Genomic DNA, 22,450 nt, shown 5'->3' with positions numbered 1-22,450 from the left:
TATTGGCGATTCATGCGCCGAATCGTCTGCCGGCGCTTTGGGGCCAGCATATGCCCAGGGGCCGACAGAGCCGGGTGCAAAAACGACAGGGGAATTGCCGAAAGCGTCAATCCACGACAAAGGCTGTTAAGAGAGGTCTGACTGGCGACTGTTCATTGTCTTACGCTTGAGCCAGAATTCCCGCATCACCTGATATGAGACGGCGCAATGAAATCGATTTTCCTGGCTTTGGCACTCATCGCAACCGGCGTTCACGCGGCCGAAGACACCGATAGCACGCCGTGCGACGGCATCGAAAACGACAAGCAAACCCTGGAATGCGCCTCTTACAACAAAACCACCGCTGAGCAACTGCTCAAGGATAACTATCAGGGCCTGCTGGAACGCATGGGTTCGACCTATGGCAGCGACAAGACCAAACTGGCCGACATTACCGCTCGTCTGAAGGATGCGCAGCAGAAGTGGGAGAAATTGCGCGATGCCGATTGCGCCGTGGATACGTTCCCGGCCGTGAACGGCACCAAGGCCTATGCGATTGCGCAGAATGATTGTTTGGCGCGAATGAGTGATGAGCGGTCGGAGTTTTTGGAATCGATTGGGCAGGAGTGACGGCTAGAAGGCTTTCCATATTGAGTTGAAGGCCATTTGCAGATGATCACGCTGAATTTTGTCGATATGGAGGTCCGCGCAATGCTGGCTCCACTTCGACAAGGCCTCCATGGTCTGCTCGATGTAAAGCTCGGGTTCGAGAAAGCTGAAGGGTTCACAGACCTTCCTGATTGCCTGGCGTGATGGCTGGCCCGTACCTGCAAAGGCACAGGTATGTTCATTCCCGCGACCGCTGGTATTGGCAAACGTCAGGTCATAAGCTGGCGCCATCTGCCAGCCAGCCGAGGAGCCGAAGAACGAGAAGTTTTTCGCGTGATCGTCGCGATTGTGAGCCAACGCATTGAAGACCATCAGCCGAGCCATTTTCTGCACATCACCGGCGTTTTGGGTGATGGCGAAGGTCAGGCGCAACAGGTCGCCGTAGTCAAGGCTGGGCATGCGGAAATCGGCATACAGGATCGCCGCGCAGGTCAGCATATGGCGCTTGATGTGACCGGTTCGGTCAAAGCGTCGAGTGTTGAAAAAACGCTCTAGTCCGGTATCCGTCTGTACCTCGAGCAGGCTTGAATCCGAGACTTCGACCCCCGCGTTACGAGCGATCTCGGCGTAGGCTTGTTCGATAGCGCCACTGTCGCGATGCTCGCCCTGACTGCGGAATTTGATCAACCAGTGTTCATAGCCTTCAGGCATCTCACCAAATGAAGAAATGGCCTGCTGCTTGTCGGTCGAGAGCCCAATGACTGCCTTTGGCCGCGCACCACCGGGAGAGCCTCCCGCCAGGCGCAATGACTCGATCACCTCGTGCGTTTCGCCAGACAATACGTTTTGCGAAGCGTGGTAAAGGGACGCCAGATCCAGCTCGCCTTGCTCTGAATCTTTCTCGAGCATCGGCCTATACTCAAGCGCCCCCATGCCCCGATTGCCCATATAGGCCAGCCGGTCCAATGGGCGTATCGCACGCCGTTCAATTCCCAATTTCATGCGAAAGAAACGGTCCATCAGCAACAGCCCCCAGCCATCGGGCAACGAATCGCTGAACGCCCCCGGCAGGCCACCGAAAAGTAACTCGTCAGCTGCCAACTGAGGTGTGGAAGAAAAGTCCATGTACAACGGCGCCAGGTTGAAGCCGTTCGCCAACCAACTCGGATCATACGAAAAATAAATCCCCCTGCCGGGTGCATCCACCAGCTCACCGACGTGTGAGCCTTGCAACATAACGTGCAGTGCGGAGACTGTTTTCATCGACGCCCTCGAAGCCTGGTTTGACTTTTCAATTCCTGGAGACTGATCGGCGGCGGCGCACTGAACAGATTCGCCATTTGCGCCCCTACCCCCAGGCTCATCGCGATCAGCAGTAAGGCATCAAGGGAAACCTTTCCGGTCGTTTCAAAGCGCTTGAGCGTGGACTCGGCCACTCCCGACTGGGCTGCCAAGGCTCGGCGAGAAAGGTTCTTGCTCAGCCGCAGTGCCTTGGCATTTCCAGCGATCTGCAAAGCAATCTCGCCGGGGGCGTAGAGAATATGGGTAAGGGCCATGGTCCGACCTCAAATGAGTGTTAGCAAGTGTAGCACCCGCAGGAAGCCCACATAAAATAATGGACAACCTGCTATCCATTAATATGTTTTTCTTAGCATAAGAGACAACCTGGTATCTCTTATTAAAATATAAATCTGACCTGGATTGCCGCGCCTTTGACCCCCCTCGAAAGGTGCGCGACCATCTGCGTCATCTCACGTCCTTCAAGGCTAAACCATGAAAACCTGCGGCATCGAAATCAAAGGCAGCGAAGCCATCATCGCCGTCGCCTCCCTGGACAACCAGGCGCTGACCCATGTCGCCCTGGCGACCAAGAAAATCGCGCTGGACGACGACGATGAGGCCGCCAACGTCAAAGCCTTCGCCACCCAGGTGAAGGCGTTTGTGCAGGAAAATGCCATCGAGCGCATCGCCATCAAGAAGCGCAGCAAGAAAGGTGAGTTTGCCGGTGGGCCGACCACGTTCAAGATTGAAGGGGTATTTCAGTTGCTGGACGGTGTTGAGGTGACGCTGTTGTCGCCGCAGACCATCAATGCACAGAACAAGAAGCACACCTTTGACTTGCCGGTGACGCTGAACAAATATCAGCATGAGGCGTACAAGGCGGCGTGTTCGGCACTGGTCAAGAAATAAGCCACACCCTATATCAATGTGGGAGCTGGCTTGCCTGCGATGGCGGTGTATCAGCCAGCATCTACAGCGCTGCCCCACCGCTATCGCAGGCAAGCCAGCTCCCACATGTGCTCAGCGTTTGATTCAGTTAAGTGCTCGGCGCCGGTGCTGCAGCCAATCTCCGAAGGATTTGTCCTCCAGGGCATAGCCACCCCGGCTCGACTTCCATACCAGCTCTTTATCACGCAGGGCATCGATACAGGCCTGGATGGTCTGGGTGCCCGGCACTACGTCGCTGCCCATGTCTTCCAACGCCTTGCTGACGGCCGTGATGGTGCTGTCGGTAAACGGCGCGAACGGTTCGTTGTTCTGGGAGCGCTCCACCATCACTTCCAGCACCGCACGCTGGGGAATGGTGAGGGCGTTCCAGGCACTTTCGAATTCGGTCCAAACGCCGGCGCGCAGCAGTTCGGCGCGACTGTGCAGCAGTTGGCCGAGATTGCTCGCCTCCCCCAGTTCCAATGCCACTTCACCAATAATGGTGCGCAACATTTCCGGGCGACGGCCCACCAGCTCGAACGCTTCATCGATGTCGGCCGCATTGAACTGGTTGGTCTTGGCCAGAAGGCCGTTGAGGTACACGGTGTAGGCCTGTGTGAATGCTTTGCCCAACAGTGGAAATGGCGTGATGCTGGACCCGAAGAACGGCTGGCTTTTACCTAATACCAGATGGGCAAGCTTGTCGCGATTGGACCCCGTGAACACCAGGCGCAACCCGCTGCCCTCGCCTTCACGACCTTGGTTGAGCTGGTCCCGGGCGGCCTTGAGGGCAAACATCGCGTTAACACCCGCTTCGGTGGTGAGCGCGTGCTGGGCTTCGTCGATCACCAGCACGACGGTTTTCTCGGCAGCGCTGTGAAGCAGCTCCAGCGCTTGCGTCAGTGTCGCGCCTGCAGGCAATTGCGGCTTGGTGAAATCCCAGGACAAGGTGCGCAGGAAGCTGAGCTTTTCGATGCCGATATTTTTGGCCAGTTTGCGGATGCCCTTTTCAAAGGGCACCAGGGCACCGGCAATGGCACTGGAGATCAGGTCGGCGGGATCTTTTTCCTTGTCGGCCCACAGGTCGACATACACCGCCAGCCAACCACGTGCCTGGCATTCAGGAACAAGGTCCTCACGCAAAAAAGTACTTTTGCCCGTGCGACGCGGCGCCGCGAGAAATAGGCCAGAGGTGAAATCCTGAATACCGGCCCCCACCAGGCCATCGGCAATGCTGCTTGCCAGGTCGGGACGGCGGAATACAAAGCCGCTGTTCTTGGACATGCTTTTATACTCAATTATGGAAAGGACTATAAATTATAGTAACGAGTATAATTGACTATAATCAGCCGTCAAACCACCTCCCGTCGCCGATCCTCCCTCGGACACTTGGCAAACCTCGCCCGATAACTCCTAGTGAAATACGACGGCGACTCAAACCCACAGGCAATGCTCACCTCCAGCACGCTCAAATCACTCTGGCGCAGCAACTGTCGGGCTTTTTCAAGGCGCAGGCCGAGGTAGAAGTTGCTCGGTGTGTCGTTCAGATGCAGGCGAAACAGGCGCTCCAATTGCCGCCGAGTGACTTTGATCGCCTCGGCCAAGGCCAATGTGCTCAGCGGCGGCTCGGTGTGTTGCTCCATCTCGCCGATCACTTGCACCAATTTTTTGTTGTTGATGCCGTAGCGCGTGGCGATCTGCATGCGCTGGTGGTCTTTGCGTGGGCGGATACGGCTGAGCACGAATTGTTCGGAAACCTGGATCGCCAGCTCCGAGCCATGAGCCTGGGCGATCAGGTCGAGCATCAGGTCGATGGACGCCGTGCCGCCAGCGCAGGTGATGCGGCGGCGGTCGATTTCGAAGAGTTCCTGGGTCACTGTGAGCTGCGGGTAGGATTCCTTGAACGCGTCGATGGCTTCCCAGTGCAGGGTCAGGCGGTGGCCGTCGAGCAAACCGGCTTCGGCCAGTACACAGGCGCCGGTGTCGATGGCGCCGAGGGTCACGCCGTCATGGTCGAGGCGGCGCAGCCAGTGTTCCAGCGCAGGAGTGGCGAACTGCAGCGGCTCAAAGCCGGCCACCACCAGCAAGGTCGCGCCTTTTTTCAGCGGTTCCAGCGCTGCATCGGCGTTGACCGACATGCCATTGCTCGCAAGCACCGCGCCGCCGTCCGCGCTCAATATGTGCCAGCGGTACAACTCGCCGCGAAAGCGGTTGGCCACTCGCAGCGGTTCCAGCGCAGAGATAAACCCGATGGCCGAAAAACCCGGCATCAGCAGAAAGTAGAAATCCTGGGACATGGTGGCGCTCTCGTAATACGGGCAGCGTGCTCACTGTGATACGCCAGTTCAACGGGCCATTCAAGAGCACAGGTCGCTGCAGTGCAAGAGCGGGTCGCCGCCGTGCGTTTTGTCGCCCCTAAAGCTACGTAACGTGATCCCACGGCGCACAAAGACGCCGGACCCCACAATAACGACCTGCCGAGGGATCCACCATGAACCGACTGATTCGCCGCTGCATGCTCGCACTCAGCGCCAGCGCCATCTTGAGCACCCACGTAATGGCCGCCGATGCGGCGTCCTGCCAGAACGTGCGCATGGGCGTGGTGAACTGGACCGACGTAATCGCCACCAGCGCCATGACCCAAGTGTTGCTCGACGGCCTCGGCTACAAGACCAAACAGACCAGCGCCTCCCAGCAAATCATCTTCGCCGGTATCCGCGACCAGCGCCTGGACCTGTTCCTGGGCTACTGGAACCCGCTGATGACCCAGACCATCACGCCGTTCGTCGACGCCAAGCAAGTCAAGGTGCTGGACAAGCCCAGCCTGGAAGATGCCCGCGCCACCCTCGCCGTGCCGACTTACCTGGCGGACAAAGGCCTGAAAACCTTCGCCGACATCGCCAAGTTCGAGAAAGAGCTGGGCGGCAAGATCTACGGCATCGAGCCAGGCTCGGGCGCCAACACCCAGATCAAGGCGATGATCGCCAAGAACCAGTTCGGCCTGGGCAAGTTCCAGTTGGTCGAGTCCAGTGAAGCCGGCATGCTCGCCGCCGTCGACCGCGCGGTTCGCCGCAAGGAAGCCGTGGTGTTCTTCGGCTGGGCGCCGCACCCGATGAACGTCAACGTCGCCATGACGTACCTCACCGGCAGCGACGACGCCCTGGGCCCGAACGAAGGCATGGCGACCGTGTGGACCGTGACCGCGCCAACCTACGCCGAACAGTGCCCCAACGTGCACAAACTGCTGACCAACCTGACCTTCACCGCCGCCGACGAGAGCCGGATGATGCAGCCGTTGCTGGATCACAAGGACGCCCTCGAGTCCGCCAAACAGTGGCTCAAGGATCACCCGCAGGACCAGGCGCGCTGGCTGGAAGGGGTGACCACCTTCGACGGCAAACCGGCGGCAGCCAACCTGCAATTGACCAGCAAGTAACCCCCTTTCAATCACCGCTTCGCGGTCACTTTCGACCGCGAACGGCATCGCCACACCCTTGAAATCACGCCTGTAAGGAACCGCCTCATGAACCACGACGTCATCATCACCTGCGCACTCACCGGTGCTGGCGACACGACCAGCAGAAGCCCGCACGTGCCGGTCACCCCGAAACAAATCGCCGCCGCCGCCGTGGAAGCCGCCAAGGCCGGTGCCACCGTGGTGCATTGCCACGTGCGCGACCCCGAAACCGGCAAGTTCAGCCGCGACGTTGCCCTGTACCGTGAAGTGATGGAGCGCATCCGTGAGGCCGACATCGACATCATCGTCAACCTCACCGCCGGCATGGGCGGCGACCTGGAGATCGGCGGCGGCGAGCACCCGATGGAATTCGGCCCCAACACCGACCTGGTCGGCCCGCTGACTCGCCTGGCCCATGTGGAAGAGCTGCTGCCGGAAATCTGCACCCTCGACTGCGGCACCCTGAACTTCGGCGATGGCGACACCATTTACGTGTCCACCCCGGCGCAGCTGCGGGCGGGTGCCAAACGCATCCAGGCATTGGGCGTGAAAGCCGAGCTGGAAATATTCGACACCGGCCACCTGTGGTTCGCCAAACAGATGATCAAGGAAGGCCTGCTGGACGACCCGCTGTTCCAATTGTGCCTGGGCATCCCGTGGGGCGCGCCGGCCGACACCACCACCATGAAAGCCATGGTCGACAACCTGCCCGCCGACGCTGTGTGGGCCGGCTTCGGCATCGGCCGCATGCAAATGCCAATGGCCGCACAAGCGGTGTTGCTGGGCGGCAACGTGCGGGTCGGCCTGGAAGACAACCTGTGGCTGGACAAAGGCGTGCTCGCCACTAACGGTCAGTTGGTGGAGCGAGCGAGTGAAATCCTCAGCCGCCTGGGTGCACGGGTCATGACCCCGGCCGAAGGCCGCATCAAGATGGGTTTGACCAAACGCAGCTAATCAAAACGGTGGGAGGGGGCTTGCCCCCTCCCACAAGGGATCACCGAACTCTTTAGGACGTCGCCATGAGCTTTATCACTGAAATCAAAACCTTCGCCGCCCTCGGCAGCGGCGTTATCGGCAGCGGCTGGGTGGCTCGCGCGCTGGCCCACGGCCTGGATGTGGTCGCCTGGGACCCCGCGCCCGGTGCCGAAGCGGCGCTGCGCAAGCGCGTCGCCAACGCTTGGGACGCTCTGGAAAAACAAGGCCTCGCACCGGGCGCATCCCAGGACCGCCTGCGCTTTGTCGCGACCATCGAAGCGTGCGTGAAAGACGCCGACTTCATCCAGGAAAGCGCCCCGGAGCGCCTGGAACTCAAACTGGATCTGCACAGCCAGATCAGCGCCGCAGCCAAGCCGAACGCGTTGATTGGTTCTAGCACTTCGGGCTTGTTGCCAAGCGAGTTCTACGAAGGTTCGACTCACCCCGAGCGCTGCGTGGTCGGGCACCCGTTCAACCCGGTCTACTTGCTGCCGCTGGTGGAAGTGGTGGGCGGCAAGCACACTGCGCCAGAGGCGATCCAGGCGGCGATCAAGGTGTATGAATCACTCGGCATGCGCCCGCTGCATGTGCGCAAGGAAGTGCCCGGCTTTATCGCTGACCGCCTGTTGGAAGCGCTATGGCGCGAGGCGCTGCACTTGGTCAACGATGGCGTGGCCACCACCGGCGAGATCGATGACGCGATCCGCTTTGGCGCGGGCCTGCGCTGGTCGTTCATGGGCACCTTCCTCACCTATACCCTGGCGGGTGGTGATGCCGGCATGCGGCATTTCATGGCGCAGTTCGGTCCGGCGCTGCAGTTGCCGTGGACCTACCTGCCGGCGCCGGAACTGACCGACAAGTTGATTGACGATGTGGTCGACGGCACCAGCGATCAATTGGGCAAGCACAGCATTTCGGCGCTGGAGCGCTATCGTGATGATTGCCTGCTGGCGGTGCTGGAGGCGGTGAAAACCACTAAGGCCAAACACGGCATGAACTTCGCCGAATAACGGAAACCCTGACATGCCCGCACTCACCACCTACACCACCCAGGTCCACCCCGAGTGGGTGGACTACAACGGCCACTTGCGCGACGCGTTCTACCTGCTGATCTTCAGCTACGCCACCGATGCATTGATGGACACCCTGGGCCTGGACAGTGAAAACCGCGAAGCCAGCGGCCACTCGCTGTTCACCCTGGAACTGCACCTGAACTACCTGCACGAAGTGAAACGGGGCGCCGACGTCGAAGTGCATACGCAACTGATCGCGCACGATGCCAAGCGCCTGCACCTCTATCACAGCCTGCATCTTGTGGGTGAAGAACGGGAGCTGGCGGGCAACGAACAGATGCTCTTGCACGTTGACCTCGCCGGCCCGCATTCGGCGCCGTTCACCGAGGCCACGCTGGAAAAACTCGCGGCCATCAGCGCTGAACAGGCTGACCTCGCGCGCCCCGCACTCCTTGGCCGAGTGATAGGGCTGCCACCGTCGCAGGCAAAAAAAGCCCCGATCAAGCCGTGACAGGATCGGGGCAGAGTGCTTTGTGTGGCGTGACATCCCGAGGGTGACCAAACCTTCAAGTTGCTTGCCTGGCGTTCAGTGTGCCTATTACTTCTACCGGTCAATGCCTCGAAAACGACCTGTTCATAGCCATCTGAGGCATTCGTGCAATCTGCCCTTGCCGACCGGTTGAGCGGCTACCAGAATCCCAGTCAGACCCCGCTCCCTTCACCAGGATAAACGTCATGATGCATGCGGATTTGATTGACCAGGATGACCTGCTGGGCCAACTGCGCTCGCTGGGTTTCGACGTGTCCAGCGGCGCCACCGCCGAACAGGCTTGCGAGTGCGCGGTGCGCGGTTTGAACGAAGCACGGGCCAGGGCGCTCAAGGGCATGGTTGAGCAGATGTACAGCGGCAGTGCGACGATTTTGCCGGCAGTGCGGCAGGCGATCGATAAGCAGTTGTTGCCGGCACTGGTGCAGTTCAGGCAGAACTCTGGCGCCTGATAGATTGCTATCGGGGGCAAGCCCCCTCCCACAGGTTGATGTGTGAACACAGTCAAAGGTGGGAGGGGGCTTGCTCCCGATGCAGGCGACTCGGTCTACAGCCGTACGCTGGCAAACGTCGACTCATTACGCGCCTGGCTCAACGCCGACATCGGCCCCGACAACGGTGACAACACCAGCGCCTGCGGAATCGGCATCATCGCCACTTGCTGGGTGGTGTTGGAACCTACACGCTCATCCCGTGGCGGAATGCCGAAGTATTCGCGGTAGCACTTGGAGAAGTGCGGTGTAGAGACAAACCCACACACCGATGCCACTTCGATGATCGACATCGGCGTTTGCTTGAGCAACTGCCGCGCACGGATCAGGCGCAATTTGAGGTAGTAGCGTGACGGCGAACAATGCAGGTATTTCTGGAACAAGCGCTCCAGCTGGCGACGGGACACGGCGACGTACACGGCCAGTTCATCCAGGTCGATCGGCTCTTCCAGGTTGGCTTCCATCAGCGCCACGATTTCCTGCAGCTTGGGCTGGTTGGTGCCGAGCATGTGCTTGAGCGGCACCCGCTGGTGATCCTGTTCGTTGCGAATGCGTTCGTACACAAACATCTCGGAGATGGCGGCCGACAGTTCGCGACCGTGATCGCGGCTGATCAGGTGCAGCATCATATCCAGCGGCGCGGTGCCGCCAGAGCTGGTGAAGCGGTTGCGGTCGAGGGTAAACAGGCGTGTGCTCATTGCCACGCGGGGGAAGGCTTCCTGCATCGACGCCAGGCATTCCCAGTGCACGCTGCAATCAAAACCGTCGAGCAAACCGGCGCAGGCCAGGGCCCAACTGCCTGTGCACACCGCACCCAGGCGACGGGACTGGCGCGCCTGGCTTTGCAGCCACGACACATGTTCACGGGTAACGGTGCGCTGGATACCGACACCGCCGCACACGATCACCGTGTCCAGGGCTGGGGCTTTGTGCATGGAGGCATCGGGGGTGATTTGCAGACCGTCGCTGGCCCACACTTGGTTTCCATCGACGCTCAAGGTCGTCCAGCGGTACAGCTCACGGCCGGACAACTGGTTGGCCATGCGCAGCGGTTCGACTGCGGACGCCAGGGAAATCAGCGTGAAATTGTCCAGCAGCAAAAAGCCGATGGATTGAGGCGCACGGTTCTGGGGTTGAGCCCCTGAGTTGAACGACGTCATCGCAGTATCTCCTCACACAAAGCGGGTGGTGGCCTCAGGCGAGGCTCTTGTTATTGCGCTCAGCCTAAGGAAGGCGACGCTTTGAATTGATAGAGCAAATGCCATGCCTAAAATTGAATGGCCATTCAATAACTCCTGAAAACGACCTGATGACGCGTCTATATAAGCCCGCGCAGGAAGTGCGGGATATGACCTGAAAAGGACGTCAGAGCGAGCCTGCTCAAGCTGTGTGAGCAGTTCGGTAGCACTTGTGGGAAGGCGCTTTGAGGGCGTGGGAAACGTCTGTCACCACACGCACAGGTGACGGGTGGTCGAGAGTAAAATCGTTTGCAAGCTACTTATCTATTTGCGACGCGCCAAAAGGTGGCGCTTTTGGTTTGGGTGTTCACTTTATGCGCAGTCTGCCGACCCTTTGTGGCGAAGGAGCTTGCTCCCGCTGGAGTGCGCAGCGCTCCCAGGATCTTGGGGCCGCTACGCAGCCCAGCGGGAGCAAGCGCCCTCGCCACAAAAGCTGATCAGGTCAACACTCTACTGCGCTGACCGCCAGCCCACCCCGCGATGTCTCTTTGTACTTGTCATGCATATCCGCCCCGGTATCCCGCATGGTGCGGATCACCCGATCCAGGGAAATAAAGTGCTGGCCGTCGCCACGCAAAGCCATCTGCGCCGCATTGATCGCCTTCACCGCTGCAATGGCATTGCGCTCGATGCACGGCACTTGCACCAGCCCACCCACGGGGTCGCAGGTCAGGCCCAGATTGTGCTCCAGGCCGATTTCGGCGGCGTTGCACAGTTGCTCCGGCGTGGCGCCGAGGATCTCCGCCAGCCCGGCGGCGGCCATGGCACAGGCCGAGCCTACCTCCCCTTGGCAGCCGACTTCGGCGCCGGAAATCGAGGCGTTTTTCTTGCACAGGATGCCGACCGCCGCCGCGCCGAGCAGGTAGTCGACCACGTTGGCTTCCGTCACCTCCTCGCTGAATTTCATGAAGTAATGCAGCACCGCTGGAATAATCCCCGCCGCACCGTTGGTGGGTGCCGTGACCATGCGCCCACCGGCCGCGTTTTCCTCGTTCACCGCCAGGGCGAACAGATTGACCCATTCCATCGCGCTCAAGGTCGAGCCGATCACGTTCGGCTTGCCCAATTCCTGCAAACTGCGGTGCAGCTTGGCGGCGCGGCGGCGCACGTTCAGGCCGCCGGGCAGGATGCCTTCGTGCTTGAGGCCCTGCTCCACGCAATCCTGCATGGCGCGCCAGAGCTTCATCAGGCCACTGCGGATTTCTTCTTCCGAGCGCCAGGTTTTTTCGTTGGCCAGCATCAATTCGGCCACGCGCAGGTTGTGGGTCTTACACAGCTGCAACAGCTCCACCGCACTGGAAAAATCATAGGGCAACTCGGTGCGGTCCATATCGGCCACGCCGCTTTGCGCCTGGGCCTCATCCACCACAAAGCCGCCCCCCACCGAATAGTAGGTGTCGCGGTGCAACTCACCGTTATCGTCGTACACCACCAAGGTCATGGCGTTGGGGTGGAAGGGCAGGTTTTCGTCCAGCAGGCGCATGTCACGGGCCCACACGAACGGCACGGGCAAGCGCCCGTCCAGCAGCAGGGTGTCGGTCTCGCGCAGGGTGTGGATCCGCAAGCCGATTTGCGCCGGATCGATCGCGTCCGGCCACTCGCCCATCAGGCCCATGATGGTGGCCGTGTCGCTCCCGTGGCCAATGCCCGTGGCCGACAAGGAACCGTAGAGCTGAACTTCAACGCGCCGAACCTGTTCCAACCATTCACGTTCACGCAGTGCTTGAACGAACAACGCCGCGGCGCGCATGGGGCCGACGGTGTGAGAACTCGAAGGCCCGATGCCGATCTTGAACAGGTCGAAAACGCTGATAGCCATTGCCGTGAAACTCCTCGGTGAGTACGGGCCAGGCACCAAGGAGCTGCTACGCTCAGATCGCCCAGATGGCGGCATCATCAAGCTTTTATCCGCCCTCACGGCGTCTCACACCGACGTAACCATGCTCACCAGCGCCGCCCGTGCGCAATCACCTGTTTTGGCCGTTTTTGGCGGTGCAGATGGGCAAAAACTGCAGTTTTGCCTTGGGAAAAACCTGTAAGCGACGTCACCGACACTGGATGCGACCCTGCCTGTACTGGATACGACGCCCCCTGTAGGCGTCAGATTTTCACTGGTACATGATCAGTCTCGACTCGTTTGCAAGGCACCGTGCCAGAGCTGTTGTCGCACGCACCAACCGCAACACTTATAAAGCGCGGCGAAGGCCGCCAGAAAAAACACAGGAGTCTAGCCCCATGAAAGCTTCACCCTCGTTGTTGTTGGCCGCCATGCTGAGTCTGCCAGTCCTGGCGCACGCTGCAGAACCGGCACAATGTCAGACCGTCAACTTCTCCGATGTCGGCTGGACCGACATCACCGTCACTACCGCGACCACCAGCGAAGTCCTCAAGGGCCTGGGCTACAAGCCGCGCACCACGATGATTTCGGTACCGGTGACCTACAAGTCCCTGGCCGACGGCAAGAACATGGACATTTTCCTCGGCAACTGGATGCCGACCATGGAAAACGACATCAAGCAGTACCGTGATGCCGGCACCGTGGAAACCGTGCGCGCCAACCTGGAGAACGCCAAGTACACCCTCGCGGTCCCGGAAGCGCTGTACAACAAAGGCCTGAAGGACTTCGCCGATATCGCCAAATTCAAGGATGAGCTGGGCGGCAAGATCTACGGCATCGAGCCGGGTAACGACGGCAACCGCACCATCCAGACCCTCATCGACAAAGACGCCTTCGGCCTGAAAACCGCCGGTTTCAAAGTCGTCGAGTCCAGCGAAGCCGGCATGCTCTCCCAGGTTGAACGTGCCACCAAGCGTGACCAGGCCATCGTGTTCCTCGGCTGGGAACCGCACCCGATGAACACCCGCTTCAAGATGAAGTACCTGACCGGGGGTGACGATTCGTTCGGCCCCAACTACGGCCAGGCGACCATCTACACCAACACCCGCAAGGGCTACACCCAGGAATGCAGCAACGTGGGTCAGTTGCTGAAAAACCTGTCGTTCACCCTGAACATGGAAAGCACCCTGATGGGTAACGTCCTGGACGACAAGATGAAGCCCGACGCCGCCGCCAAGGCTTGGCTGAAGAAGAACCCGCAAGTCCTCGACACTTGGCTCGCCGGTGTCACTACCGTTGACGGCAAACCAGGTCTGGAAGCCGTAAAAGCCTACCTCGACAAGTAACGCAGCTGACCCCGGGCCGGTGCGCTGGCCCGGGATGTTTTCCCCTTCGCATGTGGACATTCACTACCATGCTGACTGAACAGAAAATCCCACTAGGCCAGTACATCGCTGCCTTCGTCGAATGGTTGACCCAACACGGCGCCAACTACTTCGACGCAATCGCATCGACACTGGAAACGATGATCCACGGCGTGACGTTTGCGCTGACCTGGTTCAATCCGCTGGCATTGATCGGTCTGATTGCGCTGCTGGCTCACTTTATTCAACGTAAATGGGGACTGACTGTTTTTGTCATCGCCTCCTTCCTGCTGATCCTGAACCTGGGGTACTGGCAGGAAACCATGGAGACCCTGGCGCAAGTGCTGTTCGCCACCCTGGTCTGCGTGGTGATCGGTGTGCCGCTGGGCATTGTTGCCGCGCACAAGCCGATGTTCTACACCCTGATGCGGCCGGTGCTCGATCTGATGCAGACCGTACCGACCTTCGTCTACCTCATCCCTACCCTGACCCTCTTCGGGCTGGGTGTGGTGCCTGGGCTGATTTCCACGGTGGTGTTCGCGATTGCCGCGCCGATCCGCCTGACCTACCTGGGTATCCGCGATGTACCGCAAGAGTTGATGGACGCCGGCAAGGCCTTTGGCTGCTCGCGCCGTCAGTTGCTCTCGCGCATTGAACTGCCCCACGCCATGCCGAGCATCGCCGCCGGCATTACCCAATGCATCATGCTGTCGCTGTCGATGGTGGTAATCGCGGCCCTGGTGGGCGCCGATGGCCTCGGCAAGCCGGTGGTCAACGCACTCAACACCGCCGACATTGCCCTGGGCTTCGAAGCCGGCCTGGCGATCGTGTTGCTGGCCATCATGCTCGACCGCATCTGCAAACAACCCGACGCTAAAGTAGGGGGTGATGCATGAGCATTATCCGATTCGACAATGTCGACGTGATCTTCTCCAAAGACCCACGCGAAGCGCTCAAGCTGCTGGACCAGGGCATGAGCCGTAACGAGATCCTGAAAAAGACCGGGCAGATTGTCGGCGTTGAAAAGGCCAGCCTGGACGTTGAGAAAGGCGAAATCTGCGTGCTGATGGGCCTGTCCGGCTCCGGCAAGTCCAGCCTGCTGCGTTGCATCAACGGCCTCAACACCGTGAGCCGTGGCCAGCTGTTCGTGGAGCATGAAGGGCGCCAGATCGACATCGCGTCCTGCACCCCCGCCGAGCTGAAAATGATGCGCACCAAACGCATCGCCATGGTGTTCCAGAAGTTCGCCCTGATGCCTTGGCTGACCGTGCGCGAGAACATCAGCTTCGGCCTGGAAATGCAGGGTCGTCCGGAGAAAGACCGGCGCAAGCTGGTGGATGAAAAACTCGAGCTGGTGGGCCTGACCCAATGGCGCAACAAGAAGCCGGACGAGCTTTCCGGCGGCATGCAGCAACGCGTCGGCCTGGCCCGCGCCTTGGCGATGGACGCCGACATCCTGCTGATGGACGAACCGTTCTCTGCGCTCGACCCGCTGATCCGCCAGGGCCTGCAGGATGAGCTGCTGGAACTGCAGCGCAAGCTGAGCAAGACCATCGTGTTCGTGAGCCACGACCTCGATGAAGCGCTGAAACTCGGCAGCCGTATCGCGATCATGAAAGACGGCAAGATCATCCAGTACAGCGTGCCGGAAGAGATCGTGCTGAACCCGGCGGACGACTATGTGCGCACCTTCGTCGCCCATACCAACCCGCTGAACGTACTGTGCGGCCGCAGCCTGATGCGCACGCTGGACAACTGCAAACGCGTGAACGGTTCGGTGTGCCTCGACCCGGGCGGCGACTCGTGGTTGGACCTGGCCGAAGGCAATACCATCCAGGGCGCGCGGCAGAATGGCGTGGTGATGAATTTGCAGAACTGGGCGCCGGGGCAACCGGTGGAAGGACTGGGCCGGGTGCCGACGCTGGTGGACTCGAATATCGGCATGCGTGATGCGTTGCAGATTCGGTATCACACCGGGAACAAGTTGGTGTTGCATGACAACAACCAAGTGGTGGGGATTCTGGGGGACAGCGAGCTGTACCATGCCCTGCTAGGCAAAAACCTGGGCTGACAAACACTGCACATCTCAATGTAGAAACTGCGTCAATGTGGGAGGGGGCTTGCCCCCGATTGCGGTGTATCAGTAACAGAAGTACTGACTGACACATTGCTATCGGGAGCAAGCCCCCTCCCACATTTAGTTCTGTTTACACATGTGGACCCGGTGGTGTCAGTGAGGACACCACCCGTCTTCACCTATCAGCTATAGACACGGCCAAGGAGCTGCCGATGGCTTTCAAACTGATCGAGCACATCCCGGGTGATCTGTTCCTGGGTGAAGCCCATCAGGTCGTATTCCTGAGGCCCGTTGTGCAAGTAGACCTCGGCGCGGTAATAACGCGTGCGTTCTTCCTCAGGCACATCGCTCGGCGCCGACGAATAAGCATCCAGGCTCACTTCATAAACGAAGGGGTTGCCCTCTTCCATCTCGATGCGCACACCGATGCAACGCTTGGACTTGCCCAACAGCGTCTGCACTTCCAACCCCTGGTCACGCAACGCGACCGCAGCCTCTTCCAGCGCCGGCGTGACGTGCTTGTCCATAAAGCGCTGCACGGTGCCCTGGCTCGGTTGCAGGTCCAGCGCGGTCAAACGCTCGCTGAAACCACGACGCCCGCGTTCGGCCAATTGCGCCTGCTCCTGTTCGATCGCCACATCCTGGCGCATGGCCTTGTGCAAACCGAACATGAAGAAGATCAGCACCACCGAGAACGGCAGCCCCGCCAGCACCACCATGGTTTGCATGGCCTCGAAGTTGCCAGCAAACAGCAAGCCGATGGTCACCAGGGTGATCACCGCCGACCAGAAGATCCGCAGCCAGTGCGGCGCATCTTCGTCCACATTGCCGCCTTTGCACGAAAGGTTGGCCATCATCACCGCACCGGAATCCGCCGGCGTCAGGAACAGCACAAAGCCCACGAAGATCGACACTCCGATGACGATTTTCGACGCCGGGTAGTGCTCAAGCAGTTGGTAGATGGCCATGGACGGCTGTTCCAGCGCCGTCTTGCCCAGCTCTACCGCACCGTGGTTCAGCACCAGGTCCAGCGCCGAGTTACCGAAGATCGACAACCACGCCAGGGTGAAGCCCAGCGGGATCAGCAGCACGCCGGCCACCAGTTCACGCACGGTGCGGCCACGGGAAATACGCGCGATGAACATGCCCACGAATGGCGCCCAGGAAATCCACCAGGCCCAGTAGAACAGGGTCCACAGGCCCATCCAGCGCTCGGTCTTGTCGGCGTCGCCTTCGTACACGTAGAGGTCGAAGGTTTTCAGGATGATGCCGTTGAGGTAGTCACCGGTGTTCTGCACCAGGCCGTTGAGCAAGTGCAGGGTCGGCCCGAACAGCAGTACGAAGATCAGCAAGCCGCTGAACAGCACGATGTTGAGGTTGGACAGGCGGCGAATACCGTTCTCCACGCCCGACACGGCAGCGATGGTCGCCACGGTGCTCATCACGATGATCACGATCAGCAAGTTGGTGTTGCTGTGCTGCATGCCGAACAGGTTTTCCAACCCGGACGACACTTGCATCGAGCCGATCCCCAGGTTGGTCACCAGGCCGAGCAGGGTCACGAACATGCCGAAGCCATCCACCGCATGGCCGGCCGCGCCTTTCACCCAACGCTCGCCTACCAGCGGGTACAGCGCCGAACGCAGGGCCAGCGGCTGGTTATGGCGGTACGCGAAGTACGCCACGGCCAGGCCGACCAGCGCATAGATCGCCCAGCCGTGCAGGCCCCAGTGCAGGAAGGTCAGTTGCAACGCCTGGCGGGCGGCGCCATTGCTGGCGGCGGCGCCTTCGGGCGGGTTGAAGTAGTGGTCCAGCGGCTCGGAGGCACCGAAGTACAGCAGCGAAATGCCGATGCCCGACGAGAACAACATGCCGGCCCAGGCGCCGTAGCTGAAGTCCGGGGTGTCGTCCTTACTGCCCAGTTTCAACTTGCCGTAGGACGAAAACGCCAGGCCGACCACGAACACCAGGTAGGCGGCGATGACCACCATGTAGTACCAGCCGAAGCTTTTAGACAGCCAGGCCTGGGCGACGCCGAGCATGCGCCCGGCCTCCTGCGGGGCGATGATCAGGATGGCGGTCAACAACAGAATCAGCGCGGTGGAGGTGTAGAACACCCAACCGTTGACCCGCACCTTTTCCGGCGGGGTCTTTATAAGAGAGGCAGAACTCATGGCGCAGATGCTCCAGGCAGTGCGAGAGAGAAACACAAGGCAACGGTTATCCCGGGACATCGATTTTTCGGCAGTCGACGGACGGGTGTTATAAAGACACCCCGAAAATCCCTGAACCCGCCGAAACGGTGGCCAGGCCCTGATACGGCCTGTTTCAAGGGTTTTTGCAGGTGTCAGATGTCACGGCCCACACGTAGGAAATACCTGTAGGCAGCGACCATTTGTCGCAGAGCTTATTCTTTGTTGATTGAACGTTCAATCAAAACAAAATAGACTGGCCACCAAGTCGACGAACGTTCATCGCCCGTCGCAGGCCTAAGGAGAGGTGCTACATGCCCAAGGTCGGTATGCAACCCATACGCCGCCAGCAGTTGATCGAAGCCACCCTGACGGCCATCGATCAGGTCGGGATGGGCGATGCCAGCATTGCGCTGATCGCCCGTTTGGCCGGTGTCTCGAACGGCATCATCAGTCACTACTTCAAGGACAAGAACGGCCTTATTGCAGCGACGATGCGCTATTTGATGAACGCATTGATCGATAACGTCCACGAACGCCGGCTGGCGCTTACGGACGACAGCCCACGGGCACATCTTCAGGTGATCATCGAGGGCAACTTCGACGCCAGCCAGGTCAACGGACCGGCAATGAAAACCTGGCTGGCCTTCTGGGCCACCAGCATGCATCACCCGTCATTGCACAGGTTGCAGCGGATCAACGATCAACGTCTGTATTCCAACCTGTGCTGCCAGTTCCGCCGAGTGCTGCCGCTGCCGCACGCACGCAAAGCAGCCCGAGGCCTGGCGGCCCTGATCGACGGTTTATGGTTGCGCGGCGCCCTGTCGGGAGACGCTTTCGACACGGCGCAGGCGCAACGGATCGCTTACGAATACATGGATTTCCAATTGGCCAAGCAGGTGAGTTAGAGCACTTATAAACGCTCAACCCCTGAACGTCTGCCGCTCAGTGTTGCCACACCCTCATGGCCCACTTTTCGGCGGGTAACGCCAACCACTTATGCACTTGCGAGGACTTTATGGCCCGTTTCGACCTGCAAAAACTCTACATTGACGGCGGCTACAGCGACGCTGGCAGCGATGCCACCTTCGAAGCCATCAACCCGGCTAACGGTGAAGTTCTCGCCCAAGTGCAACGCGCAACGAAAGAAGACGTTGAACGTGCCGTGGTCAGCGCTGAAAAAGGCCAGAAAATCTGGGCCGCCATGACCGCCATGGAGCGTTCGCGCATCCTGCGCCGTGCCGTCGACATCCTGCGCGAGCGCAACGACGAACTGGCCGCCCTGGAAACCCTGGACACCGGTAAAGCCTTCTCCGAAACCCAATACGTCGACGTCGTCACCGGCGCCGATGTCCTGGAATACTACGCAGGCCTGGTACCGGCCATCGAAGGCGAGCAGATCCCACTGCGCGACACGTCTTTCGTCTACACACGCCGCGAGCCGTTGGGCGTGGTCGCCGGTATCGGCGCGTGGAACTACCCGATCCAGATCGCCCTGTGGAAATCCGCACCGGCCCTGGCCGCCGGTAACGCGATGATCTTCAAGCCCAGCGAAGTCACCTCGCTGACCACCCTGAAACTGGCCGAGATCTACACCGAAGCCGGCGTTCCGGCTGGCGTGTTCAACGTGCTGACCGGCAGCGGCCGTGAAGTCGGCACCTGGCTGACCGAGCACCCGCGCATCGAGAAAGTCTCGTTCACCGGCGGCACCGACACCGGCAAGAAAGTCATGGCCAGCGCTTCCAGCTCCTCGCTGAAAGAAGTGACCATGGAACTGGGCGGCAAGTCGCCGCTGATCGTGTTCGAAGACGCCGACCTGGATCGTGCTGCCGACATCGCGATGATGGCCAACTTCTACAGCTCCGGCCAAGTCTGCACCAACGGCACCCGTGTGTTCGTGCCTAAGCACTTGCAGGCGGCTTTCGAAGCCAAGATCGTTGAGCGTGTTGCCCGTATCCGCGTTGGCGACCCGCAAGACGAAAACACCAACTTCGGCCCGCTGGTCAGCTTCGCCCACATGGAAAGCGTGCTGGGCTACATCGCCAAAGGTAAAGAGCAAGGCGCACGCCTGCTGTGCGGCGGCGACCGCCTGACCGACGGCGACTTCGCCAAAGGCGCCTACGTGGCCCCAACGGTGTTCACCGACTGCACCGACGAGATGACCATCGTCCGTGAAGAAATCTTCGGCCCAGTGATGAGCATCCTCACTTACGAGACCGAAGAAGAAGTGATCCGCCGCGCCAACGACACCGACTTCGGCTTGGCTGCCGGCCTGGTAACCAAGGACCTGAACCGCGCCCACCGCGTGATTCATCAGTTGGAAGCGGGCATCTGCTGGATCAACGCCTGGGGCGAGTCCGACGCGAAGATGCCGGTCGGCGGCTACAAGCAATCGGGTGTTGGCCGTGAGAACGGCATCAGCTCGCTGAACAACTTCACCCGCATCAAATCGGTACAGGTTGAGCTGGGCGACTACGCCTCGGTGTTCTAAGACTCGAGATTTGTATCGCCTTTGAGGCCGCCATCGGGGGCAAGCCCCTCCCACCTTTGACTGTGTAAACCCGATCAAATGTGGGAGGGGCTTGCTCCCGATGAGGCCCGACCTGACCACACTTCAAAGAGGGTGCATTTATGTCCCAAGAATACGATTACATCATTGTGGGTGCCGGCTCCGCCGGTAACACCCTGGCGACCCGTCTGACCGAAGACGAAGGCGTCACCGTCCTGCTGCTGGAAGCCGGCGGCCCCGACTACCGTCTCGACTTCCGTACCCAGATGCCCGCTGCCCTGGCCTTCCCGCTGCAGGGCCGCCGCTACAACTGGGCCTACGAGACCGATCCAGAGCCCCACATGGACGGCCGCCGGATGGAATGCGGTCGCGGCAAGGGCCTGGGTGGCTCTTCCCTGATCAACGGCATGTGCTACATCCGTGGCAACGCCATGGACTACGACAACTGGGCAAAACTTCCAGGGCTTGAAAACTGGACGTACCTGGACTGCCTGCCCTATTTCAGAAAAGCTGAAACCCGCGACATCGGCCCGAACGACTACCACGGTGGCGAAGGCCCGGTCAGCGTGACCACGCCAAAAGCCGGCAACAACCCGCTGTTCCACGCCATGGTCGAAGCCGGCGTGCAGGCCGGTTACCCGCGCACCGACGACCTGAACGGCTACCAGCAAGAAGGCTTCGGCCCGATGGACCGTACCGTGACCAAAAATGGCCGTCGCGCCAGCACTGCACGCGGTTACCTCGACACGGCGAAGAAGCGCTCGACCCTGACCATCGTCACCCACGCCCTCACGGACAAAGTGTTGTTCGAAGGCAAGCGTGCCGTTGGCGTGCGTTACCTGATCGGCGCCGCCGAAGAGCGCGTTGAAGCCCGCGCCCGCAAAGAAGTGCTGGTGTGCAGCGGCGCGATCGCCTCGCCGCAACTGCTGCAACGCTCCGGCGTCGGCCCGGCCAAATTGCTGGAAAGTCTCGACATCCCCGTGGTCCACGACCTGCCGGGCGTCGGCGAGAACCTGCAGGACCACCTTGAGCTGTACCTGCAATACGCCTGCACCCAACCGGTGTCGCTGTACCCCTCGCTGCTCTGGTACAACCAGCCGGCGATCGGTGCCGAGTGGCTGTTCAACGGCACCGGCATCGGCGCCAGCAACCAGTTCGAAGCCGGTGGTTTCATCCGCTCGCGTCCGGAATTCGATTGGCCGAACATCCAGTACCACTTCCTGCCGGTGGCGATTAACTACAACGGCAGCAACGGTGTGAAAGAGCACGGTTTCCAGGCGCACATGGGCTCCATGCGTTCACCAAGCCGTGGCCGCGTGCAACTGAAGTCGAAGAACCCACGGGACTACCCGAGCATCCTCTTCAACTACATGGCCACTGAGCAAGACTGGCAAGAATTCCGCGATGGCATCCGCCTGACCCGTGAAATCATGCAGCAGCCGGCGCTGGACCCGTACCGTGGTCGCGAAATCAGCCCTGGTATTGACGTGCAAACCGATGAGCAACTCGACAAGTTCATCCGCGAACACGCCGAAACCGCGTTCCACCCGTCCTGCTCGTGCAAGATGGGCACCGACGAGATGGCGGTTGTCGACGGTGAAGGCCGCGTGCATGGCATGCAGGGTCTGCGTGTGGTCGATGCGTCGATCATGCCGATCATTACCACCGGCAACCTGAACGCGCCGACGATCATGATCGCCGAGAAAATCGCCGACAAGATCCGCGGCCGCCAGCCTCTGCCGCGCAGCACCGCCGACTACTACGTGGCCGGCGATGCGCCAGTGCGTGGCAAGCCGCTGCGTGAAGTGGGCCCTACCGCACAGTAACTGAAACACCTTTGTAGTGAGCGGGCTTGCCCCGCGCTGGAGTGCGAAGCGCTCCCAAGATGTTGGGGCCGCTGCGCAGCCCAGCGCGGGGCAAGCCCGCTCACTACAATGATCCGCTTTCCTTGATC

General features: G+C 60.3%; 21 protein-coding genes. 14 read left to right on the top strand and 7 right to left on the bottom strand.

Annotated elements, in window-relative coordinates:
• Nucleotides 1–207 precede the first annotated feature (207 nt).
• Nucleotides 208–609 carry a lysozyme inhibitor LprI family protein gene (locus QCBJ_RS26010; protein ID WP_015886258.1) on the top strand — a complete coding sequence of 134 codons (402 nt, stop codon included), beginning with the start codon at nt 208–210 and terminating at the stop codon, nt 607–609.
• Nucleotides 610–612: 3 nt separating this feature from the next.
• Here QCBJ_RS26010 and QCBJ_RS26005 read toward each other — a convergent pair whose 3' ends face one another.
• Both QCBJ_RS26005 and QCBJ_RS26000 read right to left on the bottom strand, forming a co-directional pair.
• Nucleotides 613–1,851: a type II toxin-antitoxin system HipA family toxin gene (locus QCBJ_RS26005; RefSeq protein ID WP_015886259.1), complete on the bottom strand. Its 1,239-nt coding sequence runs from the start codon at nt 1,849–1,851 to the stop codon at nt 613–615.
• On the bottom strand, nt 1,848–2,144 hold the full coding sequence (locus QCBJ_RS26000) for a helix-turn-helix domain-containing protein (protein WP_015886260.1): 297 nt from the start codon (nt 2,142–2,144) through the stop codon (nt 1,848–1,850). Before QCBJ_RS26000 ends, QCBJ_RS26005 begins: the two co-directional genes overlap by 4 nt.
• A 217-nt stretch (nt 2,145–2,361) precedes the next feature.
• On the opposite strand from QCBJ_RS26000, the gene QCBJ_RS25995 reads away from it, so the two are divergent.
• Nucleotides 2,362–2,778: a DUF3010 family protein gene (locus QCBJ_RS25995; RefSeq protein ID WP_015886261.1), complete on the top strand. Its 417-nt coding sequence runs from the start codon at nt 2,362–2,364 to the stop codon at nt 2,776–2,778.
• Between the two features lie 123 nt (nt 2,779–2,901).
• Here QCBJ_RS25995 and QCBJ_RS25990 read toward each other — a convergent pair whose 3' ends face one another.
• Nucleotides 2,902–4,080 (bottom strand): hypothetical protein, encoded by a 1,179-nt coding sequence (locus tag QCBJ_RS25990; RefSeq protein ID WP_015886262.1) that lies wholly within the window; start codon nt 4,078–4,080, stop codon nt 2,902–2,904.
• 68 nt (nt 4,081–4,148) lie between these two features.
• Nucleotides 4,149–5,093: a GlxA family transcriptional regulator gene (locus QCBJ_RS25985; protein WP_102061886.1), complete on the bottom strand. Its 945-nt coding sequence runs from the start codon at nt 5,091–5,093 to the stop codon at nt 4,149–4,151.
• Nucleotides 5,094–5,287: 194 nt separating this feature from the next.
• On the opposite strand from QCBJ_RS25985, the gene QCBJ_RS25980 reads away from it, so the two are divergent.
• The 5 genes from QCBJ_RS25980 to QCBJ_RS25960 all read left to right on the top strand — a co-directional run bounded on the left by QCBJ_RS25980 (nt 5,288) and on the right by QCBJ_RS25960 (nt 9,240).
• Nucleotides 5,288–6,232: a choline ABC transporter substrate-binding protein gene (locus tag QCBJ_RS25980; RefSeq protein WP_102061885.1), complete on the top strand. Its 945-nt coding sequence runs from the start codon at nt 5,288–5,290 to the stop codon at nt 6,230–6,232.
• A gap of 87 nt (nt 6,233–6,319) precedes the next feature.
• Nucleotides 6,320–7,207 carry a 3-keto-5-aminohexanoate cleavage protein gene (locus QCBJ_RS25975; protein WP_015886265.1) on the top strand — a complete coding sequence of 296 codons (888 nt, stop codon included), beginning with the start codon at nt 6,320–6,322 and terminating at the stop codon, nt 7,205–7,207.
• Between the two features lie 65 nt (nt 7,208–7,272).
• Entirely contained in the window at nt 7,273–8,238 is a 966-nt protein-coding gene (locus QCBJ_RS25970) for an L-carnitine dehydrogenase (RefSeq protein ID WP_102061884.1), read from the top strand.
• Between the two features lie 13 nt (nt 8,239–8,251).
• Complete coding sequence (locus QCBJ_RS25965) at nt 8,252–8,752, top strand: thioesterase family protein (RefSeq protein ID WP_093542485.1); 501 nt, start codon at nt 8,252–8,254, stop codon at nt 8,750–8,752.
• Nucleotides 8,753–8,976: 224 nt separating this feature from the next.
• Nucleotides 8,977–9,240: a hypothetical protein gene (locus tag QCBJ_RS25960; protein WP_015886268.1), complete on the top strand. Its 264-nt coding sequence runs from the start codon at nt 8,977–8,979 to the stop codon at nt 9,238–9,240.
• 95 nt (nt 9,241–9,335) lie between these two features.
• On the opposite strand, the gene QCBJ_RS25955 is transcribed toward QCBJ_RS25960, so the two are convergent.
• Nucleotides 9,336–10,439 (bottom strand): GlxA family transcriptional regulator, encoded by a 1,104-nt coding sequence (locus tag QCBJ_RS25955; protein ID WP_005792167.1) that lies wholly within the window; start codon nt 10,437–10,439, stop codon nt 9,336–9,338.
• Nucleotides 10,440–10,959: 520 nt separating this feature from the next.
• Nucleotides 10,960–12,336: an L-serine ammonia-lyase gene (locus QCBJ_RS25950; protein WP_046034970.1), complete on the bottom strand. Its 1,377-nt coding sequence runs from the start codon at nt 12,334–12,336 to the stop codon at nt 10,960–10,962.
• Between the two features lie 4 nt (nt 12,337–12,340).
• Here QCBJ_RS25950 and QCBJ_RS30090 point away from each other — a divergent pair, with 4 nt between their 5' ends.
• The 4 genes from QCBJ_RS30090 (at nt 12,341) to choV (ending at nt 15,789) form a co-directional block, all read left to right on the top strand.
• Nucleotides 12,341–12,556 (top strand): hypothetical protein, encoded by a 216-nt coding sequence (locus QCBJ_RS30090; RefSeq protein ID WP_145994247.1) that lies wholly within the window; start codon nt 12,341–12,343, stop codon nt 12,554–12,556.
• Between the two features lie 196 nt (nt 12,557–12,752).
• The gene (locus QCBJ_RS25945) at nt 12,753–13,700 is read left to right on the top strand and encodes a choline ABC transporter substrate-binding protein (RefSeq protein ID WP_015886270.1); all 948 of its coding nucleotides are present in this window, start codon (nt 12,753–12,755) and stop codon (nt 13,698–13,700) included.
• Nucleotides 13,701–13,768: 68 nt separating this feature from the next.
• On the top strand, nt 13,769–14,614 hold the full coding sequence (gene choW, locus QCBJ_RS25940) for a choline ABC transporter permease subunit (RefSeq protein ID WP_015886271.1): 846 nt from the start codon (nt 13,769–13,771) through the stop codon (nt 14,612–14,614).
• A complete protein-coding gene (gene choV / locus QCBJ_RS25935; protein ID WP_015886272.1) occupies nt 14,611–15,789 on the top strand; it encodes a choline ABC transporter ATP-binding protein in 1,179 nt (392 codons plus the stop codon). Before choW ends, choV begins: the two co-directional genes overlap by 4 nt.
• Before the next feature lie 188 nt (nt 15,790–15,977).
• Here choV and QCBJ_RS25930 read toward each other — a convergent pair whose 3' ends face one another.
• Nucleotides 15,978–17,912: a BCCT family transporter gene (locus QCBJ_RS25930; RefSeq protein WP_224265943.1), complete on the bottom strand. Its 1,935-nt coding sequence runs from the start codon at nt 17,910–17,912 to the stop codon at nt 15,978–15,980.
• Nucleotides 17,913–18,301: 389 nt separating this feature from the next.
• Here QCBJ_RS25930 and betI point away from each other — a divergent pair, with 389 nt between their 5' ends.
• From betI to betA, 3 genes are all read left to right on the top strand, one after another.
• Nucleotides 18,302–18,895, top strand: a complete 594-nt coding sequence (betI, locus tag QCBJ_RS25925; RefSeq protein ID WP_015886274.1) for a transcriptional regulator BetI — start codon at nt 18,302–18,304, stop codon at nt 18,893–18,895.
• 110 nt (nt 18,896–19,005) lie between these two features.
• Entirely contained in the window at nt 19,006–20,478 is a 1,473-nt protein-coding gene (betB, locus tag QCBJ_RS25920; protein WP_015886275.1) for a betaine-aldehyde dehydrogenase, read from the top strand.
• Nucleotides 20,479–20,618: 140 nt separating this feature from the next.
• Complete coding sequence (gene betA / locus QCBJ_RS25915) at nt 20,619–22,322, top strand: choline dehydrogenase (protein ID WP_015886276.1); 1,704 nt, start codon at nt 20,619–20,621, stop codon at nt 22,320–22,322.
• The last annotated feature ends 128 nt before the right edge of the window (nt 22,323–22,450 follow it).

The organism is Pseudomonas sp. QC2 (assembly GCF_002859085.1).
Lineage (GTDB): Bacteria > Pseudomonadota > Gammaproteobacteria > Pseudomonadales > Pseudomonadaceae > Aquipseudomonas > Aquipseudomonas petroselini.
Note: the sequence above shows the minus strand (reverse complement) of the source record. Positions and strands in the feature narration are given on the sequence as shown.

Coding starts and splice junctions, on each gene's coding strand:
- QCBJ_RS25960 (WP_015886268.1), top strand. CDS start 8,977: ATGATGCATGCGGATTTGATTGACCAGGATGACCTGCTGGGCCAACTG.
- QCBJ_RS26010 (WP_015886258.1), top strand. CDS start 208: ATGAAATCGATTTTCCTGGCTTTGGCACTCATCGCAACCGGCGTTCAC.
- QCBJ_RS25980 (WP_102061885.1), top strand. CDS start 5,288: ATGAACCGACTGATTCGCCGCTGCATGCTCGCACTCAGCGCCAGCGCC.
- QCBJ_RS25995 (WP_015886261.1), top strand. CDS start 2,362: ATGAAAACCTGCGGCATCGAAATCAAAGGCAGCGAAGCCATCATCGCC.
- betB (WP_015886275.1), top strand. CDS start 19,006: ATGGCCCGTTTCGACCTGCAAAAACTCTACATTGACGGCGGCTACAGC.
- QCBJ_RS25955 (WP_005792167.1), bottom strand. CDS start 10,439: ATGACGTCGTTCAACTCAGGGGCTCAACCCCAGAACCGTGCGCCTCAA.
- QCBJ_RS25965 (WP_093542485.1), top strand. CDS start 8,252: ATGCCCGCACTCACCACCTACACCACCCAGGTCCACCCCGAGTGGGTG.
- QCBJ_RS25990 (WP_015886262.1), bottom strand. CDS start 4,080: ATGTCCAAGAACAGCGGCTTTGTATTCCGCCGTCCCGACCTGGCAAGC.
- QCBJ_RS25985 (WP_102061886.1), bottom strand. CDS start 5,093: ATGTCCCAGGATTTCTACTTTCTGCTGATGCCGGGTTTTTCGGCCATC.
- choW (WP_015886271.1), top strand. CDS start 13,769: ATGCTGACTGAACAGAAAATCCCACTAGGCCAGTACATCGCTGCCTTC.
- choV (WP_015886272.1), top strand. CDS start 14,611: ATGAGCATTATCCGATTCGACAATGTCGACGTGATCTTCTCCAAAGAC.
- QCBJ_RS25970 (WP_102061884.1), top strand. CDS start 7,273: ATGAGCTTTATCACTGAAATCAAAACCTTCGCCGCCCTCGGCAGCGGC.
- QCBJ_RS25950 (WP_046034970.1), bottom strand. CDS start 12,336: ATGGCTATCAGCGTTTTCGACCTGTTCAAGATCGGCATCGGGCCTTCG.
- QCBJ_RS25975 (WP_015886265.1), top strand. CDS start 6,320: ATGAACCACGACGTCATCATCACCTGCGCACTCACCGGTGCTGGCGAC.
- QCBJ_RS26000 (WP_015886260.1), bottom strand. CDS start 2,144: ATGGCCCTTACCCATATTCTCTACGCCCCCGGCGAGATTGCTTTGCAG.
- betA (WP_015886276.1), top strand. CDS start 20,619: ATGTCCCAAGAATACGATTACATCATTGTGGGTGCCGGCTCCGCCGGT.
- QCBJ_RS26005 (WP_015886259.1), bottom strand. CDS start 1,851: ATGAAAACAGTCTCCGCACTGCACGTTATGTTGCAAGGCTCACACGTC.
- betI (WP_015886274.1), top strand. CDS start 18,302: ATGCCCAAGGTCGGTATGCAACCCATACGCCGCCAGCAGTTGATCGAA.
- QCBJ_RS25945 (WP_015886270.1), top strand. CDS start 12,753: ATGAAAGCTTCACCCTCGTTGTTGTTGGCCGCCATGCTGAGTCTGCCA.